This is a genomic window from Sorangium sp. So ce385 (assembly GCF_051474135.1).
Taxonomy (GTDB): Bacteria; Myxococcota_A; Polyangia; order Polyangiales; family Polyangiaceae; genus Sorangium; species Sorangium cellulosum_D.
Window position 1 is genome coordinate 13,003,538 of sequence record NZ_CP150337.1, and the last position, 15,705, is coordinate 13,019,242.

At 71.5% G+C, this 15,705-nt stretch carries 13 protein-coding genes; 6 read left to right on the forward strand and 7 right to left on the reverse strand.

Features of this window, described 5'->3' with window-relative positions; translation table 11 throughout:
• Positions 1-7 precede the first annotated feature (7 nt).
• Complete coding sequence (locus WME83_RS47595; RefSeq protein ID WP_437316336.1) at positions 8-640, reverse strand: TetR/AcrR family transcriptional regulator; 633 nt, start codon at positions 638-640, stop codon at positions 8-10.
• Between the two features lie 289 nt (positions 641-929).
• On the opposite strand from WME83_RS47595, the gene WME83_RS47600 reads away from it, so the two are divergent.
• Both WME83_RS47600 and WME83_RS47605 read left to right on the forward strand, forming a co-directional pair.
• A complete protein-coding gene (locus WME83_RS47600; protein ID WP_437316337.1) occupies positions 930-2,018 on the forward strand; it encodes an efflux RND transporter periplasmic adaptor subunit in 1,089 nt (362 codons plus the stop codon).
• A gap of 7 nt (positions 2,019-2,025) precedes the next feature.
• Entirely contained in the window at positions 2,026-5,190 is a 3,165-nt protein-coding gene (locus WME83_RS47605) for an efflux RND transporter permease subunit (RefSeq protein ID WP_437316338.1), read from the forward strand.
• 102 nt (positions 5,191-5,292) lie between these two features.
• Here the strand turns inward: WME83_RS47605 and WME83_RS47610 are convergent, their stop codons facing one another.
• A complete protein-coding gene (locus WME83_RS47610) occupies positions 5,293-5,511 on the reverse strand; it encodes a heavy-metal-associated domain-containing protein (protein ID WP_437316339.1) in 219 nt (72 codons plus the stop codon).
• Positions 5,512-5,683: 172 nt separating this feature from the next.
• Positions 5,684-6,850, reverse strand: a complete 1,167-nt coding sequence (locus tag WME83_RS47615) for a hypothetical protein (protein WP_437316340.1) — start codon at positions 6,848-6,850, stop codon at positions 5,684-5,686.
• 194 nt (positions 6,851-7,044) lie between these two features.
• On the opposite strand from WME83_RS47615, the gene WME83_RS47620 reads away from it, so the two are divergent.
• Positions 7,045-7,746 (forward strand): RNA polymerase sigma factor, encoded by a 702-nt coding sequence (locus tag WME83_RS47620; protein WP_437316341.1) that lies wholly within the window; start codon positions 7,045-7,047, stop codon positions 7,744-7,746.
• A 108-nt stretch (positions 7,747-7,854) separates the two neighbouring features.
• Here WME83_RS47620 and WME83_RS47625 read toward each other — a convergent pair whose 3' ends face one another.
• Positions 7,855-8,157, reverse strand: a complete 303-nt coding sequence (locus WME83_RS47625; RefSeq protein WP_437316342.1) for an HNH endonuclease — start codon at positions 8,155-8,157, stop codon at positions 7,855-7,857.
• A gap of 262 nt (positions 8,158-8,419) precedes the next feature.
• Here WME83_RS47625 and WME83_RS47630 point away from each other — a divergent pair, with 262 nt between their 5' ends.
• Entirely contained in the window at positions 8,420-9,328 is a 909-nt protein-coding gene (locus WME83_RS47630) for a hypothetical protein (RefSeq protein ID WP_437316343.1), read from the forward strand.
• Between the two features lie 60 nt (positions 9,329-9,388).
• Here WME83_RS47630 and WME83_RS47635 read toward each other — a convergent pair whose 3' ends face one another.
• Complete coding sequence (locus WME83_RS47635; protein WP_437316344.1) at positions 9,389-10,219, reverse strand: hypothetical protein; 831 nt, start codon at positions 10,217-10,219, stop codon at positions 9,389-9,391.
• 87 nt (positions 10,220-10,306) lie between these two features.
• Here WME83_RS47635 and WME83_RS47640 point away from each other — a divergent pair, with 87 nt between their 5' ends.
• Entirely contained in the window at positions 10,307-10,564 is a 258-nt protein-coding gene (locus tag WME83_RS47640; protein WP_437316345.1) for a hypothetical protein, read from the forward strand.
• Between the two features lie 673 nt (positions 10,565-11,237).
• On the opposite strand, the gene mxcH is transcribed toward WME83_RS47640, so the two are convergent.
• Positions 11,238-13,430, reverse strand: coding sequence for a TonB-dependent siderophore myxochelin receptor MxcH (gene mxcH, locus WME83_RS47645; RefSeq protein ID WP_437316346.1), 2,193 nt, complete (start codon positions 13,428-13,430; stop codon positions 11,238-11,240).
• Positions 13,431-13,672: 242 nt separating this feature from the next.
• Positions 13,673-14,941 (reverse strand): hypothetical protein, encoded by a 1,269-nt coding sequence (locus WME83_RS47650; RefSeq protein WP_437316347.1) that lies wholly within the window; start codon positions 14,939-14,941, stop codon positions 13,673-13,675.
• Positions 14,942-15,307: 366 nt separating this feature from the next.
• Here WME83_RS47650 and WME83_RS47655 point away from each other — a divergent pair, with 366 nt between their 5' ends.
• Positions 15,308-15,589, forward strand: a complete 282-nt coding sequence (locus WME83_RS47655) for a penicillin acylase family protein (protein WP_437316348.1) — start codon at positions 15,308-15,310, stop codon at positions 15,587-15,589.
• The last annotated feature ends 116 nt before the right edge of the window (positions 15,590-15,705 follow it).

Below are 15,705 nucleotides of genomic sequence, written 5' to 3' on the forward strand. Positions count from 1 at the left end.
GCCGCGCTCAGGCCTGCTCCCGCAGGCCCGGGCGCAGCACCCCGAGGAGGATCACGTCGACGACGCGCGCGAGCTGCGCCTCGTCGACGCTCGCGCGATGCTCGATCATCTTGTTCTTGAGGTAGGCCGCGAGCAGCTCGAACGGGAGCATCGGATCGTCGCTCGGCGCGAGCTCGCCCCGCGCGACGGCGCCCTCGACGATCGCCCGCAGCCCGCTCTCCTGGACCGCGCGCAGCGAGCGGGCGATGGCCATGAGCTCCGAGTCGAGCCCCTCGGCGAGGAACACGTGGACGAGGCTCTGCCCCACCGGTGACATCTGGATCTCGACGATCGCCCGCCCGAGCGCGATGAGATCCCCGCGGAGCGAGCCCGTGTTCGGCGGGACGATCTTCTCGTCCGTGACCGACAGGAGCGCGGCGCGCACGAGGTCCTCCTTCGTCGGCCAGCGCCGGTAGACGGTGGTCTTGTTCACCCCCGCGCGCGTCGCCACGTCCTCGATCCGGAGCGCGCGGTAGCCCGCGCTCGCGAGCTCCTCCAGCGTCGCCGCCAGGATGCCGCGCACGACCGGCTCGCCGCGCACGAGCGCGCGCTTCTTCGCGGAGCCCCGCCTCGCCGTCCGCTTCGCCGTCGTCGCCTGCATCGACCCGTCATTCAAGTTCCGCCGCGCGGCGCACGCCAGCGCAATCTCGCGGCGCGGCGCGCCATCGCGTCAGTTTGTTGCGATGACCGCAACTGGTTGTTGCGGTCGACCGCGGCCGTGTTATACCCATCGCAACCATCGGTTGCGATGACCGGAGCGCCGCGCCCGAGGGGCGAGGCGGAGGGCTGGGCGACGGCGGAACGGGCGGGGGCGCGGCGCGCCGCCGGCCGCGAGGTCGCGCGCTGCCCGGACGCGAGGCGCTCGTGACCGACCCCGCCGCGAGGAATCCTTGAACCACGCCACGACGAAACGCCGCGCCGAAAGCCTCCTCCTCCTCGCCGCGCTCGCCGCCTCGGCGGCGGGCTGCGCGTCCAAGGCCAGCGCCGAGAGCGCGACCCAGGCGACCGCGCCGCCGGTCCGCGTCGAGACCACCGAGGTGCGCGAGGCGCCGATGCCGCGCAGCCTCGCGCTCACCGGCACGCTGCGCGGCGACCGGCAGACCGACCTCGCCGCCAACGCCGTGGGCCGCGTGCTCGAGACCTTCGTCGAGCGCGGCGACGCGGTGAAGAAGGGCGACCTGCTCGCGCGGCTCGACGTCCGCGCCGCCGCGCTCACCGCCGCCGAGGCGCAGGCCAACGCCGCGCTGACCCGCGCGCAGGAGGAGACGGCGAGGCGCGAGTGCGACCGCTACGGGGCGCTGTTCGAGGGCGGCGCGATCTCGCGGGCCGAGCACGACAGGATCGCCGACCAGTGCCGGAGCGCCCCGCTCTCGGTCGCGGCCGCCACCGCCCGCGCGCGCGCCGCCGCGCAGAGCGTCGGCGACGGCCAGATCCGGGCGCCGTTCGACGCGATGGTCACCGAGCGCTTCGTCGACGTCGGCGAGTACGTCCGCCACGATTCCCGGGTCGTCGCGCTCGTCTCGAAGGGCGCGCTGCGCCTCGAGTTCACCGTGCCCGAGGCGAGCCTCGCCGCCGTGAAGACCGGCGGCCCGCTCACCTTCACCGTGCCGGCGTACCCGGGGCGCTCGTTCTCGGGCGCCGTGCGCTGGATCGGCGCCGCGGTCCGCGAGGCCACGCGCGACCTCGTGGCCGAGGCCGAGGTCGAGGACCCGGACGGCGCGCTGCGGCCGGGGATGTTCGCGTCGATCGCGCTCGCCACCGGCGAGGCGCCGAGCCCGGTGGTGCCGCGGTCCGCCATCGTCGAGAAGGAGGGCCGCGCGCACCTCTTCGCCGTGGTCGATCGCCGGATCGAGGAGCGCGTCGTGCAGACCGGCGCGGAGAGGGGCGATCTCGTCGCCGTCCTCCGCGGCGTCCGCGCGGGCGACGCGATCGTGATGAAGCCGGCTCAGGGGCTCGAGAACGGCCAAGCCGTGGAGTGAGGTCGTCATGCAGTGGCTCGCCCGCGTTTGCGTCAAGAGGCCCGTCTTCGCGTCGGTCCTCATGCTGGTCATCGTGGTCCTCGGCGCCGCCGGCTACACCCGGCTCGGCCTCGACCAGTTCCCGGACATCGACGTCCCGTACGTCGTCGTCACGACGCGCCTCGACGGCGCGGCGCCCGAGGAGGTCGAGACCGAGATCTCCGACCGGATCGAGGGCGCGGTGAACACCATCAGCGGCATCGAGGACCTCCGGTCGACGTCGACCCAGGGCGTGAGCCAGGTGGTCGTCGGCTTCACGCTGGAGAAGGACGCCGACGTCGCGGCCCAGGAGGTGCGCGACAAGATCAGCGCCGTCCTGCCCAGCCTGCCCAAGGGCATCGATCCGCCGATCGTGAGCAGGATCGACCTCGGCGCGGCCCCGGTGCTGCTCGTCTCCGTGGAGTCGGACCGGCCGATCCGCGAGCTCAGCGAGATCGCCGACAAGCAGGTGCGCCGGCAAATCGAGGGCATCTCCGGCGTCGGTCAGGTCAACGTGATCGGCGCGCAGAGCCGGCAGATCAACGTCTGGCTCGACCCGATCGCCCTCAGGGCGCAGGGGATCACCGCGGCCGAGGTGCAGCGCGCGATCGCGGCGCAGAACCTGATGACCCCGGGCGGCAGCGTCGAGACCGGCCCCGAGGACCTCACGCTGCGCGTGATGGGGCGCGTCGACTCGCCCGAGGCGCTCGGCCGCATCGTCCTCCGGCAGCAGGACGGCCGCGCCGTGCGCCTCGCGGACGTCGCCCGCGTCGAAGACGGCCGCGCCGAGGAGAAGACGTGGGCCCAGCTCGACCGGAGGCGCGCCGTCCTCCTGTCGATCGTCAAGCAGTCGGGCCAGAACACCGTCGCCGTCGTCGACACCGTGAAGGCGCGCCTCGCCGAGGTGCAGCGCTCGCTACCCGAGGGGACGAAGATCGAGGTCGTGCGCGACGGCTCGCGGGTGATCCGCACGGGCATCGCCGCCGTGAAGGAGCACCTCGTGCTCGGCGCCCTCCTCGCCGCGGCGGTGGTGCTCCTCTTCCTCGGCAACGCCCGCAGCACCCTGATCGCGGCGCTCGCCATCCCGATCTCGGTCATCGGGACGTTCGCGGTCATGTGGGTCGCCGGCTTCACGCTCAACTTCCTCACGCTCCTCGCGCTCGCGCTCGCCGTCGGCATCGTGATCGACGACGCGATCGTCGTGCTCGAGAACATCGTCCGCTACATCGACGAGAAGGGCATGAAGCCGTTCCCGGCCGCCGTCCTGGCGACGAAGGAGATCGGCCTCGCGGTGCTCGCGACCACGCTCTCGCTCATGGCGGTCTTCATCCCGGTCGCGTTCATGCCCGGGATGGTGGGGCGCTTCCTCAAGAGCTTCGGCCTCACGATGGCCTTCGCCATCGGGGTCTCGCTCATCGTGAGCTTCTCGCTCACGCCCTCGCTCGCCGCGCGGTGGCTCTCGGGGCACAGGCAGGCGGGCGCGCACGCGAAGCCCTCGATCCTCGAGCGCGCCGTCGACGTCTTCTACCGGCCGATCGAGCGCGCCTACATGGCCGCGCTCGCGTGGGTGATGAAGCGCCGCTGGGTGATCGTCGTCGCGTCGGTGGCCGCGCTCGGCTCGTGCGCCCCCATCGCCAAGACGCTGCCCGCCGGGTTCCTCCCGGAGGACGATCAGGCGCAGTTCGAGATCAGCCTGCGCGCGCCGGAGGGGACGAGCCTCACCTCGACCCGCCTCATCGCCGAGCGCATCGCCGACGACGTGCGCCGGCTCCCGGGCGTCACGAGCACGCTCATGACGGTCGGCGAGGGGGAGCAGCAGGCCTCGAACGTCGCCAAGATCTACGTGATGCTCGTCGATCCGGAGCAGCGCGCGCTCGGGCAGCTCGAGATCATGCAGAGGGCGCGCGACGAGATCCTCGCGAAGCTGCCGCGCGAGCTGCGCGTCACGGCCGGCGAGGTGCAGGCGATCTCGTCCGGCGGCCAGGCGACGGGGCGGATCCAGGTGGCGCTCCAGGGGCCGGATCTCGACCGGCTGGCCGAGTACGCGACGCGCATCACCGAGGAGCTGCGGAAGGTCCCCGGCGCGGTGGACGTCGACAACAGCCTCGTCGTGGGCAAGCCCGAGCTCCGCGCGATCATCGATCGCGATCGCGCCGCGGATCTCGGCGTCCAGGTGGCCGACGTGGCGGGCGCGCTCCAGCTCTTCGTCGGCGGGCTCAAGGTCTCGACGTACTCGGAGGCCGGCGAGCAGTACGACGTCCGCATGCGCGCCGACGCGAAGCACCGGGCGGACGCGCAGGGCCTCTCGTTCCTCTCGGTCCCCTCGTCCAGGCACGGCGCCGTCCCGCTCGACAGCGTGGTCGCGCTGGAGCCCGACAGCGGGCCCTCGTCGATCGGCCGCCTCGGCCGGCGCCGGCAGATCACCATCAGCGCGAACGCCGCGCCCGGCGTCGGCGACACGGCGGTGCAGGCGGCGCTCGACCGGATCATCGCCGAGCAGAAGATGCCGGCGGGCTACGCCACGCAGGCGGTGGGGAGCTCGAAGAACACGGCGAGCACGGCGACGAGCTTCGCCGTGGTCATCGGCCTCGCGTTCGTGTTCATGTACCTGATCCTCGCGGCGCAGTTCGAGTCGTGGCTCCACCCGATCACGATCCTGCTCTCGCTGCCGCTCACGGTGCCGTTCGCGCTGCTCTCGCTGAAGCTCTTCGGCCAGTCGCTGAACCTCTTCTCGGGGCTCGGCCTCCTCGTCCTCTTCGGCGTGGTGAAGAAGAACGCGATCCTCCAGATCGACCACACGAACCACCTGCGGGCCGAGGGGATGCCGCGGCTCCAGGCGATCCTCCAGGCGAACAAGGACCGGCTCCGGCCGATCTTGATGACGACGATCGCCTTCGTCGCCGGCATGATCCCGCTCGTGCTCTCGCACGGCGTCGGCTCGGGCCAGAACCGGACGACCGGGGCCATCGTGCTCGGCGGCCAGTCGCTCTCCCTGGTCCTCACGCTGCTCGCGGTGCCGGTGGCGTACTCGCTCTTCGACGACGCGGCCGAGTGGCTCCGCCGCCGCCGGAGCAGGCGCGCGGAGGACAGGGGCGAGGCCGAGCTCGACGCGCTGCTCGGCAAGCCGGAGCCGAGCCCGGCCGGCGGCGAGTGAGGCGCGCGCCGGCGGCGCTGGCTCTTCGGCGGCCGAGCGCCGCCGGGGGAGCCAGCGCCGCCTCAGGCGGCCGGCCCGCGCGGGCGCGCCGCGGGCGGCCGCTCAGGCGGCGCGGGAGCGCACGTCGTAGCCGGCCCCGCGCACGGCCTCGACGAGCGCGTCCACGGGCGCGCGGGCCGGGTCGTGCTGCACGACGACCGTGCCCTCGCGCAGGCGCACGTCGACCTTGGCGACGCCGTCGAGCTCGCGCAGCGCGCCGTCGATGTGGCGAATGCAGGACGAGCAGCTCATCCCGCCGACCTGGAGGGTAGTCTCTTTCATGGTGTCTTCCTTTCGGCGACCCAGCGGCCGCTCACCTCCGAAGACGCAGCCGCCCGGCTTCATTACACCGCGCCGCTGCGCTCCGCCGGGTCCGGCCGGGGCGCCTCCCTGTACCGGGCGGCTGCGCGGTCGCCGAAGCCGCGCGGCCGGGCGCGATCGAGCCGCCCGGCGCCTACAGGATGGGATCGACGCGGTAGACGCGGCTCGACCGCAGGTCGACGAAGTAGAGCTTGCCGTCCGGCCCGAAGGTGAATCCGGCGAGCGAGCCCGCCGGCAGGCCGGTGTCCAGCGTGCGGACCAGCTGTCCTGTCAGGTCGAAGGCATAGAATCGGCTGGTGGCGTGATCGGTGGCGTAGACGATGCCTTCGTGGACCTCGATCCCGCTCGGCGCCTCCAGCGTCCCCGGGGGGACGAGCTCGGTCAGCGTGGCCCCTTCGACGTGCTTGCGCGCCCTGACCGGCTCTTGCCCGTCGAAGCTCGTCCCGGGCGTGCCGCTCGCGGTATCCAGCTTCAGCAGCCGGCCATGACCGGTGTCGGCGATGTAGAGATGGCGGTCCTCGGCGCGATAGAAGACGTGGCTCGGCGCGTCGTCGCTGCCGAGCACCTCGCCGGCGGCATAGCGGAGGATCGCGCCGTCGGCGTGGTCGTCGTTCCCGGGGCCGTGATCGTGGGCGAAGTCGTACCGATCGAGCGCGAGGTCGTGGCCGTTGAAGACCCAGTAGACGTTGCCCGCCTCGTGCGCGATGCCCTTGCAGAAGGGGCTGGAGTGGAGCATGTCGAGGTGCGACCCGAGGCCGTCGGGCGTCGATTTCGCGAAGACCGCGAGGTCCGACGAGAAGAGCGTCGGACCCATGAACTCATTGCCGCCGTTGTCGTTGTCGCCGCAGACCCCGAACGTGCCTGCGTCGCCGAAGTCGATCGCCGGCGGCCGGTTCATGAAGTGCGCTGCGGCCGGGTCGCGGAGGCGGATCGAGGCGCTGTCCGGCGCGCCGGGCCGCGTGATGATGATCACGCTGTCGTCCAGGCGGTTGACGACCCATAGCTCCTCGGGCCGCTCGGGGTTGAAGTCGAGATCGGTCGGCTCACGCTGCCTGTCCTGCTCGTGGACCAGCACGAGCGCGACCGACGACGGACTGCCGTCCTTGACGCCGATCGGGGATCCGGGCGGGAGCGCGACGCACTCGCCGCGCACCTGATCGCACAAGGGCGTTCCGGGGGCGGGGGCGCAGTCCGGCGAGGCCTTGCAGAGCAGCGGCGGCTCCGGAGCGGCGTCCGGGTCTGCCCCGGAGCAGGCCGCCACGAGTCCCACGCTGGCCAGGACGAGCACCCTTTGAAGCATCGCGTCTGCCTCCCAGTTGCCGATGACGAGGACATTGTGACCCCGCCGGTCACGCAGGCCATCCCTTTCACGCAGGCCATCCCTTTGCGGCGTGGCTCCTTGTGTCGTGGAGCCCGGGGCCCTTGCGTCGGGTCGGGGCGGCGGAAGCGGAGCGGGGTGGCGGCAGGCGGGCCCCGAGGTTAGCCTCATGCGTCATGAGCGAGACCGAGCGAGCCCCGGAAGGCACCGAGCGTGCGAGGGAGGACGCCGAGCCTGCGAGCGCGGAGGGCGCCGCGCCTGGGCGCTCGGCCGATGTGGTCGCGACGTTGGTCGAGAGCCACCGGGAGTTCCTGCGGTTCCTGGAGCGCAAGGTCGGCAACCGCGCGCTCGCCGAGGACATCCTGCAGGACGCGTTCGTGCGGGGCATCGGCCGCATCGACAGCCTGCGCAACGATGAGTCCGCCACGGCGTGGTTCTATCGGACCCTCCGGAACGCGGTGGTGGACCATTTCCGGCGCAAGGGGGCGTCGGAGCGGGCGATGGCCGCGCTGGCCGCCGAGCTCGACGAGGTGGCCGAGCCGCAGGTGGAGCAGCGCGCCGTGTGCCAGTGCGTCCGGGCGCTGGCCGGCACGCTGAAGCCCGAGTACGCCGCCGCGCTGCAGCGCGTGGAGGTCGACGGGCTCTCGGTCCAGGCCTTCGCCGAGGAGGCGTCGATCACCGCGAACAACGCGGCGGTGCGCCTCTTCCGCGCGCGCGAGGCGCTCCGCAAGCAGGTGGCCGCGTCGTGCGGGACCTGCGCCGAGCACGGGTGCCTCGACTGCACGTGCGGCCCGGTGCCGCCGAAAGCGGCGAAGGGCGAGCCGGAGCCGCGGCGAGGCTGCGGGCACGGGGCGGGGGATCGCGGTCCGGTCGGGTGAGGCGGCGGGCTGGAAGGCGCCGAGCAGCTCGTTGAGGCTCGGCCTGTTCGGCCGCTCCGGGAGGGTCCGCGGCGCCCTCCAGCGGAGCAGCGGCGGATAGCTGGATGTCTATCCGTTGTAGTAGGGGTAATCCGCCGTGTCGCCGATGACGGTTCCAGAGCGGTAGTTTCCACCCTCGTGCACGGAGTAATGGCACGATTGACAGAGGATGACGCAGTTGTCCAGGCTGCTCGTCCCGCCGAATCGGATGGGGCGTATGTGATGTGCCTGCGCCGCCTCGCCGTAAAAATGCGCTGATTGTCCTGCGCTGTCGATGCTGGCGATGTGCTCGCCGCAGCTCCCGCAGCGGAAATACTGCCGGTTCAGGGCGGATTGCTTGGTGGATTCGGAGAAGTCTTCGGGTCGTGACATGTCGCGTGACTCCTATGCTTTCCCGGTGAGCGATCGGCCCCCCGCGCTCCGAGGGCATCCGAGACGCCACCCCGTGTCGAGACGACGTGCCTCCGGCAGGGGGCGCCCAGCAGGATAGGTCGGATCGCGTGACGAATCCGGGAAGCTGGCCGGAAATTACGAGGTGGGAGGCGGCTGCTCCGGCGCCTGCGGGAGCTGCCGCAGGCGCCGGGCGCGCCGCCCGGCAATCCAGCATGGCTGCAACCACCCGAGAGATGACCCGATGCCCTCAGTCACGCATGAAGTCCTGGTCGACCTGTTCAAGAACCGCCCGAGGCTGGCCGCCGAGATGCTGCAAGACGCGCTCGGCCAGCCGGTCCCCGCCCTCACGGAGGCGCGCGTCGAGTCCTCGGACCTGGCCGAGGTCGTGCCCTCGGAGCGGCGGGCGGACGTCATCGTCGTGCTGCTGGCGAGCGGGCAGCAGCGGCCGGCGATGGCGATCGTGGTCGAGGTCCAGCTCGGCGTGGACCGGGACAAGCCGTACGTCTGGCCGGTGTACGTGACCCAGACGAGGGCGCGGCACCGCTGCCCGACGCGGCTGCTGGTGGTGACGATCGATGCGGCGATGGCGCGGTGGAGCGCGCGGCCGATCGACACGGGCCACCCAGGCTGGACGCTGACGCCGCTGGTGCTCGGGCCCGAGGGCGTCCCGGTCGTCACGGACGCCGAGCAGGCGAAGGCGGCGCCGGAGGTGGTGGTGCTGTCGGCGATGGCGCACGGGGAGGGGGAGGCCGGGGAGGCGATCGGGGTGGCGTTCCTGGCGGCGGCAGGCGGGCTCGATGAGGAGCGCCGGGCCCTGTACGCGGACGTGGTGCTATCCTCGCTGAACGCAGCGGCGAGGCGGACGTTGGAGGCGATGATGAAGAGCGGATACCAGTATCAGAGCGAGTTCGCGCGTAGCTACGTGGCCCAGGGCAAGCAGGAGGGCCGGGAGGAAGGGGTGCGCGAGGGCACCCTGAAGGCCAAGGCGCACGACGTGCTCGCCTTCCTCGAGGCCCGCGGGCTGGAGGTCCCCGCCGACGTGCGCGAGCGCGTGCTCGCGAGCGCCGACATCGCCGAGCTGGATCGGTGGATCCGCCGCGCCGCCGTCGTCAGCGACGCCCGCGAGCTCCTCGCCACGAACGGCTCCTGAGCGCGCGACCGCGTACCGCCGACAGCCCGAATCCCCTCGCACGCCAGCCGAGCTCCCACATCAGCCGAATCGATCCACGAGGAAATCGATCTCGGCGAGCTCCTGGAAGCCCACGCGGCGCAGGATCGGCCGCGACATCGGGCCGGCCCTCGTCACGACCCGCGGCGCGCCGCGACGGACGGCGTCCTCCCAGCGGGCGGCCAGCAGCGCGCGGTACGCGCCGCGACCGCGCGCCGCCGCCTTCGTCGAGCCGGAGTGCAGGACGGCGCCGGCGTCCGTGAACGTCGCGGTGGCGGCCGCGACCGCCTCGCCGTCAATCCAGGCGAGGTAGCGGACGAACCGCGTGTCGGCGAGGTCCCGCGCCCCATCGCGGTCAATCCGGGCGAGCTCGGCGCCGAGCAGGTCCAGCCGTCCAAACACCTCATGGGTGATCGAGACGAACGTGCGGAAATCGCCCACGGTCTCGACGCGCGACACCGCGATGCCCGCGGGAGCGCGCGGCGGCGGCTCGAGCAGCGCCATGACGACGGCCCGCGGGGGCTCGGCAGGGGACATCCCGAAGGAGCGCAGACGGTCGGCGAGGCCGGACGGCGTGGCCGAGGTCGCGACCTCCCACGTCAGCGCCCGTCGGCCGTGCTGCGCGGCCAGCGCGCGCACCTCCTCCACCGCCTCGAGGACCGCATCCGGCGCGAGCCGCAGGCGCTGCACGACGTTGAACGCCGGGTCGTCGCCCCGCCCAAGGAAGAGCGCGTACCGGTCCGCCTCGATCAACCGCTCTCCTTCCCCGATCGGCTCATGAGCGTTCGGCGCCTCGGCGAGCCGAAGGACCGCCTCGCCGTCCAGCGATCCACCGCTCACCACCGGCAGCGCAGGTCGGGGCGACGTGCTCACGGGGCGGCGCTGCCCCACACGGCCGGATTTTTCTTGGTCCTCGCGCCGACGACACAGATGCGCCGCGCGTCGCATACCGAGGATGCGTTGCTGCACGGGTTCACGACGCACGTCGGGCCCATCAAGAGATCCATCGTGATGGGCGTCCCCGGGGTGCACGGACCGCAGACCAGCACCGGGCAATCAGCGTCCGTCTTGCACGCAATCTCCCCGTTCAAGCTCGTGCCCGGCGTGGCGCTCGACGCCGGAGCGCCCGTGGACGCCGTACACCGAGCGGAGGACCCGACGGGCGCGCTCTCCCCCGGAGGCGCGGAGGTGCGATCGTCGCACGCGAGCGCGCCGTAGAGGAGGGCAGACAGGAGGACAGTCGTGCGGCGCGGCGTCATCGACTGGATGGGCCGACTCTAGGCGGAGTCGATGACCCTCGCAAGGCTCACCGACGCTCCTCTCTCGGCCATGATTCCGCGATGTGGCGCTCGCGCCCGAGGGGGCCGGCCGGGCGGGCGGCGTGTGACTCGCTCGGGCAGAGCAGGAGATCCCGGACGGCGATTCCCTCGCTCGAGGAGGGGACGCTACCGGGCCATGCCGAGGGCGGCGGTGAGATCTGGCGAAACCGGGCGGAAGCATCGAGCACGCGTGCATCCCCTGATTCATCCCGCCGAAATCTTCGATGTCCTGGGTCGTGATCTCAGGAAGGCCCGGATCCCGCCCTGCCTCGAGCTGCGCCGGTAAGTCATGAGCTCGGCGTCTGGGCGACATCGCGCTGCTCGACAACCTCGCGACGGCCCACGCCCGCAGCCCCTTCGGGGGAGATCGGCAGATCCTCGTCGCGGTCGGCGACATCGTCTCGCAGCGATCGCTCCATCCCGTCGCCGCGTGATCGCCGCTCATCCCACGTCGGCGCCGACCCACGTCGATCTCGGCTCTGGGCGGCTGCCGGCGCCGGGGCGAGGCTCCTGCGAGGGCAAATAGATCGCTGACGGGCCTCACGAGATCCGCGGGACCCGTCAGGTGGAGCCTAGAGCTCTGCCGTCGCCTTGAAGTAAAACGCCCGCCCCGGCCGAGGCACCCCGAAATAGTCGAACGCCGGAGCATCCGTCAGGTTCTGCGCCTCCAGCGTCGCGCTCACGGTGGGAACCGCGCGAAGCACGTATTCCAGCGCGAGCGAGTGCACCAGCTGCGATTCGACCTTGTCCTTCGACGCCCGGTCGCCCGCGTCCTCCCATGCCACGTAGAACTCGTGCGCATAACGAGCCGTCCAGGTCAGCGCGATCCGGTCGTTCACCGCGTTGACGTCCGGCAGCTCCAGCCGCACCGACGCATTGGCGAAGAGCCAGGGGCGGTTCGGCATCCGGCTCCCATTGAACAGCGCGAAGTCCCCCTGCTCCGACGTGTTCCGGAGGTCCATCCAGGTGACGTTCCCGTCGATCGCGACGTACTCCCCCGGCGCCGTCCAGCCCGCGGCCGCCTCGACCCCGAGCGACCGCACCGCCGAGATGTTCTGGTACCTCGTATAGACCCGCTGGCTCACGAGCAGCGCGCTCATGTGCTCCGTGTCCCGCAAGAACCCGCTCACGTCCCCGCGGAAGGCCCCGGCGCGCGTGTCTCGCGCGTCCACCGTCACGCTCAGGTTCAGGTTGTGGCTCCTGTCCGGCTGGAGGTCCAGGTTCGGGCGGATGAGCACCCCGTTGCCGAAGATCTCGTCGGGCCGCGGGAGCCGCGACGCGTACTCGTACGACGCCTTGGCCCAGAGCCAGTCCGTGAAGCGGAAGCGCAGCGCGTCCCCGAAGCCCACCCCGTGCGTCGTCCGGTCGAGCTCCTCGTCGCCCGCGAGCTCGGACGCGGCGTGATAGAGGTAGTCCTTGACGAACACGATGTTCTCGAGCCGCCGGTCCATCACGTCGAGCTGGTACTCGAGGCCGCTCACCAGCGTGAACAGCGAGCGCTGGGCCGACAGCGGATCGATCGAGTCGGGATTGACGCGCCGCCTCTCTTCGCCTGTGCGCGCCACGAACGTCGGCGACATCGAGAGGCGCAGCGTGTGCTCGAGCGACGGCGTGTAGCTCGCGTTCACGCGACCGATGACCTGGTGCTCCCAGTGCCGCGTGTCGCTCTTCCACGCCGCGATCTCTCCGCCCCCGTCCTTTCTCTCCGCGATGCGGCGGCCGAACCAGTCGTATGTGTACCGCGAGGTGTCCGTGAACCTCAGGGTCCGAAAGCTGTATCCCCCGAGCGCCGCGAGCGACAGCCTTCGTATCAGCCAGTGGGGCCGCTGGTAGCGCAGCGTCCCGCCGGCGACGGTCTCGCCGTACTCGACCTCGCCGTAGGGATACACCCCATCGGCGTCCACCTTGCCGAGCGTGTGCTGGAGACCCTTGTCGTAGTCCGTGGCGAAGAGCCGCAGGAGGAGCCGCTTCGCCCACGGCTGGTCCACGAAGCCGAGCTCGAGGTTCCCGCCGATCGCGCGGTAAGCGTCGTTGAAGCGGTGGACGCGCGCGGTCCGGAGCGCGCCGCTCTGCGGGTCTGCCACGGGGGCGTCCATCGCGTAATCGTTCCTCGTCGCGTCGAGGAAGGCGCTCGCACCGACGAAGAAGCCGCTCGGCTCGATCCGCCGTCTGCCCATCGCGGTGAGCCGGTACGTATCGAACGAACCGACCTCGTACGACGCGGCGGCGCGCGTGCCGCGGTAGGACTGATCCGTCGCCAGGTTGACCACCCCGCCGAGCGCGTCCGCGCCGAAGCGGGTCGGAACCACGCCACGATAGATCTCGACGCGCTCGACCAAGTTCACGGGGATGTTCGCGATCCCCTGGCCGAACCCGGAGAACTCGAGCGGGACTCCATCGACGAAGAACCGGATCTGATCGTCGACGAGCCCGTTCAACGAGAAGCGCGTCTGCGAGCCGAGCCCGCCGGATCGCCGCGCGCTCACGCCGGCCTTCCGGCCGAGCACCTCGCCCAGATCCGCGCTCTCGCGCTGCGCGCGTTCGGTGTCGAACGCCTCGACGGGCTCCGCGGACTGGCGCAGGCGATCCGCCTCGGAGTCGCCCTTGACCGTGACCTCGATCGCGGGCGCGGCTTGCGCCTCGGCCGCGGGCGCGGCTTGCGCCTCGACCGCCGGCGCGGCCGCCTCCTGCGCGAAGGCCGCGGGGGTGACGAGGAACAGCAGCGCCCCTCCGAGCGAACTCCAGTCCTTGTGTGCTCTCTTCATGTCCATGCTCGTCCGGGTGGTGCCTGTCCGCGCACGCGGCCCGCGCTTCCGGGCCCTGGCGCGGCGCGCTGCCCTCCGCCGCCAGCGAAGAGCGCCGCTCGAAACGTCCCATCGCCAGGCGGACGAGAGGAGGCGCATCGCGTCGTTGCGCTGCGTCGCCCTACGTCAGCAGGGCGCCTCGTCGGGTCTGGCGCTGCATCCGCTCCTGGCCGCCTGGCCAGGTCTGGTCCTGCTCGGCACCCTTAGCGCATGCGCGCCACCGACTCCACCATGCCCTCGACGCTGAGCATCGGGACCGGATCGCTCCCGCCCGTCATCTCCATGAGCGTCGTCGTGGAGGCGCCCGTCGCCTTGTCCTTCACGTTGGCCGGGTGGAGCACGCGCCCGTCCTCGAGCTCGAAATACCACTCTCCCGCCACCATCCACGGCAGCGTGGTCACCTCGCGCGCCTCCCCAGCCTCCGGGTCGAAGTGCCAGTAATGCCAGTTGCTCTCGAGCGACGCGTTCTGGAGCTCCGTCGGGTCCGTGCTCATCACCCGCTCCTCGTGGTACGCCATGAAATAGAAGCCCTTGCCGCCGTCCGGGATACCGCCGTTCGCCGCGCGGCCGCCCGCGAGCGTCGACAGGTCGAGGTACCCGTCGGCGTCGATCTCCTCCTCTCCAGCGCGGATGCGCAGCGCGCACGACGGCTTCGGCGTCGAGGCCGTGTGCAGCGTCATCGTCGCGAGCCAGCTCTGGAAGAAGTAGATGTCTCCCGAGTCGAGCTCCACGCTCGTGAAGGCGCCTGCGCATCGGTCGTCCTCATCGATCGTAACCACCTCGTCGCTGGCCGTGTCGACGACCAGGAGGCCGGCGGCCTCCAGCGGCGCATAGTCCTGGTCCCACCAGCCCACCGGCAGCAGGAGGCGATCGCCCCGCCGGCGCGCCGCGAACGGCGCGCCGATGACCTCTGCCGAGTACCCCTCGCGCTCGAGGCCCGAGAGATCGATCTCGACGCCGGGCAGGGTCATCGTCGACGGATCCCACACGATGGCGCGGAGGCCCGGCGCGTCGAAGACATACGCCTTCGTGTCGCTCACGATCGTGATGTTGTAACCAGACACCTCGCGGAGCCCCAGCGCCGCGAAGCTGAGCGTCTCCCCGCGCGCGAGCTTCCCGCCGTCGAGCGTGTAGCGCGTGATGGTGGGTGAGCCGTAGCCTCCGGGCACGTAGAGCGCGCCGCCGTGCACGTGGGGAAAGGAGGTCTGCACCTCGATGCCCTCGCGCGTCTCGACCTGCGTCTCCGCGTCGAGGGTCGGCGCGAGGCTCAGGTACGAGAGCGATGACTCCGGAGTCATGATCTTCGCCGAGATGGCGTAGGCCGGGCCGTCCTCCCCGACGCTCCCGCCGGTCGCGTTCGGGCTCTCACCGTCGTCGCCCCCGCACCCCGCGGCGGCGACCGCCGCCACGAGCGCTGCGCTCCAGCCCGCGAGCCGCGCGGCCCACCGCATCTCCACGCACGTCGTCGACATCGATCCTGCTCCTTGCTCTCGGCGCACCTTGTCACATCTTGGACATGTTGAAAGTGAGAACCACTTTCAATTAGATTGTGGCGTTATCCCAATCATGCGCCCGTGTCAACTGAGGGATGAGGACCTGCCCGGAGCCCTGGAAGTGGAAAATTCTGAGCAATTACGCGATATTGAGACCATTGCGGGCAGGGTCCCCGCGGCTGCGTCACCGCGCGCCGTCGCGCCACGCCCGACGGCTCGTCGATCGAGGCGCGCGGTGAAGATCTCGCTGTCGCTCCTCGCGGCGCTCGGCGCGCTCGCCGTCGCGGGGCTCGTCTTCTTTCGCAGATCGCTCCCGGAGGTCTCGGAGAAGTCACCGTCTCCGGGGTGTCGGGTCCTGTCGATATTGTCCGCGACCGCCATGGGATTCCGCACATCTATGCGCGGAGCGTGGACGACGCGTATTTCGGCCTCGGCTACGTCCACGCGCAGGATCGGTCATGGCCGATGGAGGTCAATCGCCGGGTCGGCTCGGGCACGCTGTCCGAGGTGTTCGGCCCGGGGACGCTCGGACAAGATCGATGGTTCAGGACGCTGGGCCTCCGCCGCGTCGCCGAGGAGAACCTCGCGCACCTGGGTCGCGAGGCGCGCGCCGCCCTCGACGCGTAAGCGCGGGGTCAACGCCTTTCTGGGACTTCGGCGAGCCGTGGGCGGTCGGCGAGCACGTGCCGATGGTGACGCGCCGGGACGCGGTGGAGCGGGGCGCCCTCGGCACGCTGCGGCTC

Bases quoted from the DNA above. Each gene is read 5' to 3' on its own strand.
- WME83_RS47595 (WP_437316336.1), bottom strand. From the start codon at position 640: ATGCAGGCGACGACGGCGAAGCGGACGGCGAGGCGGGGCTCCGCGAAG.
- WME83_RS47605 (WP_437316338.1), top strand. From the start codon at position 2,026: ATGCAGTGGCTCGCCCGCGTTTGCGTCAAGAGGCCCGTCTTCGCGTCG.
- WME83_RS47610 (WP_437316339.1), bottom strand. From the start codon at position 5,511: ATGAAAGAGACTACCCTCCAGGTCGGCGGGATGAGCTGCTCGTCCTGC.
- WME83_RS47615 (WP_437316340.1), bottom strand. From the start codon at position 6,850: ATGCTTCAAAGGGTGCTCGTCCTGGCCAGCGTGGGACTCGTGGCGGCC.
- WME83_RS47620 (WP_437316341.1), top strand. From the start codon at position 7,045: ATGAGCGAGACCGAGCGAGCCCCGGAAGGCACCGAGCGTGCGAGGGAG.
- WME83_RS47625 (WP_437316342.1), bottom strand. From the start codon at position 8,157: ATGTCACGACCCGAAGACTTCTCCGAATCCACCAAGCAATCCGCCCTG.
- WME83_RS47630 (WP_437316343.1), top strand. From the start codon at position 8,420: ATGCCCTCAGTCACGCATGAAGTCCTGGTCGACCTGTTCAAGAACCGC.
- mxcH (WP_437316346.1), bottom strand. From the start codon at position 13,430: ATGAAGAGAGCACACAAGGACTGGAGTTCGCTCGGAGGGGCGCTGCTG.
- WME83_RS47650 (WP_437316347.1), bottom strand. From the start codon at position 14,941: ATGTCGACGACGTGCGTGGAGATGCGGTGGGCCGCGCGGCTCGCGGGC.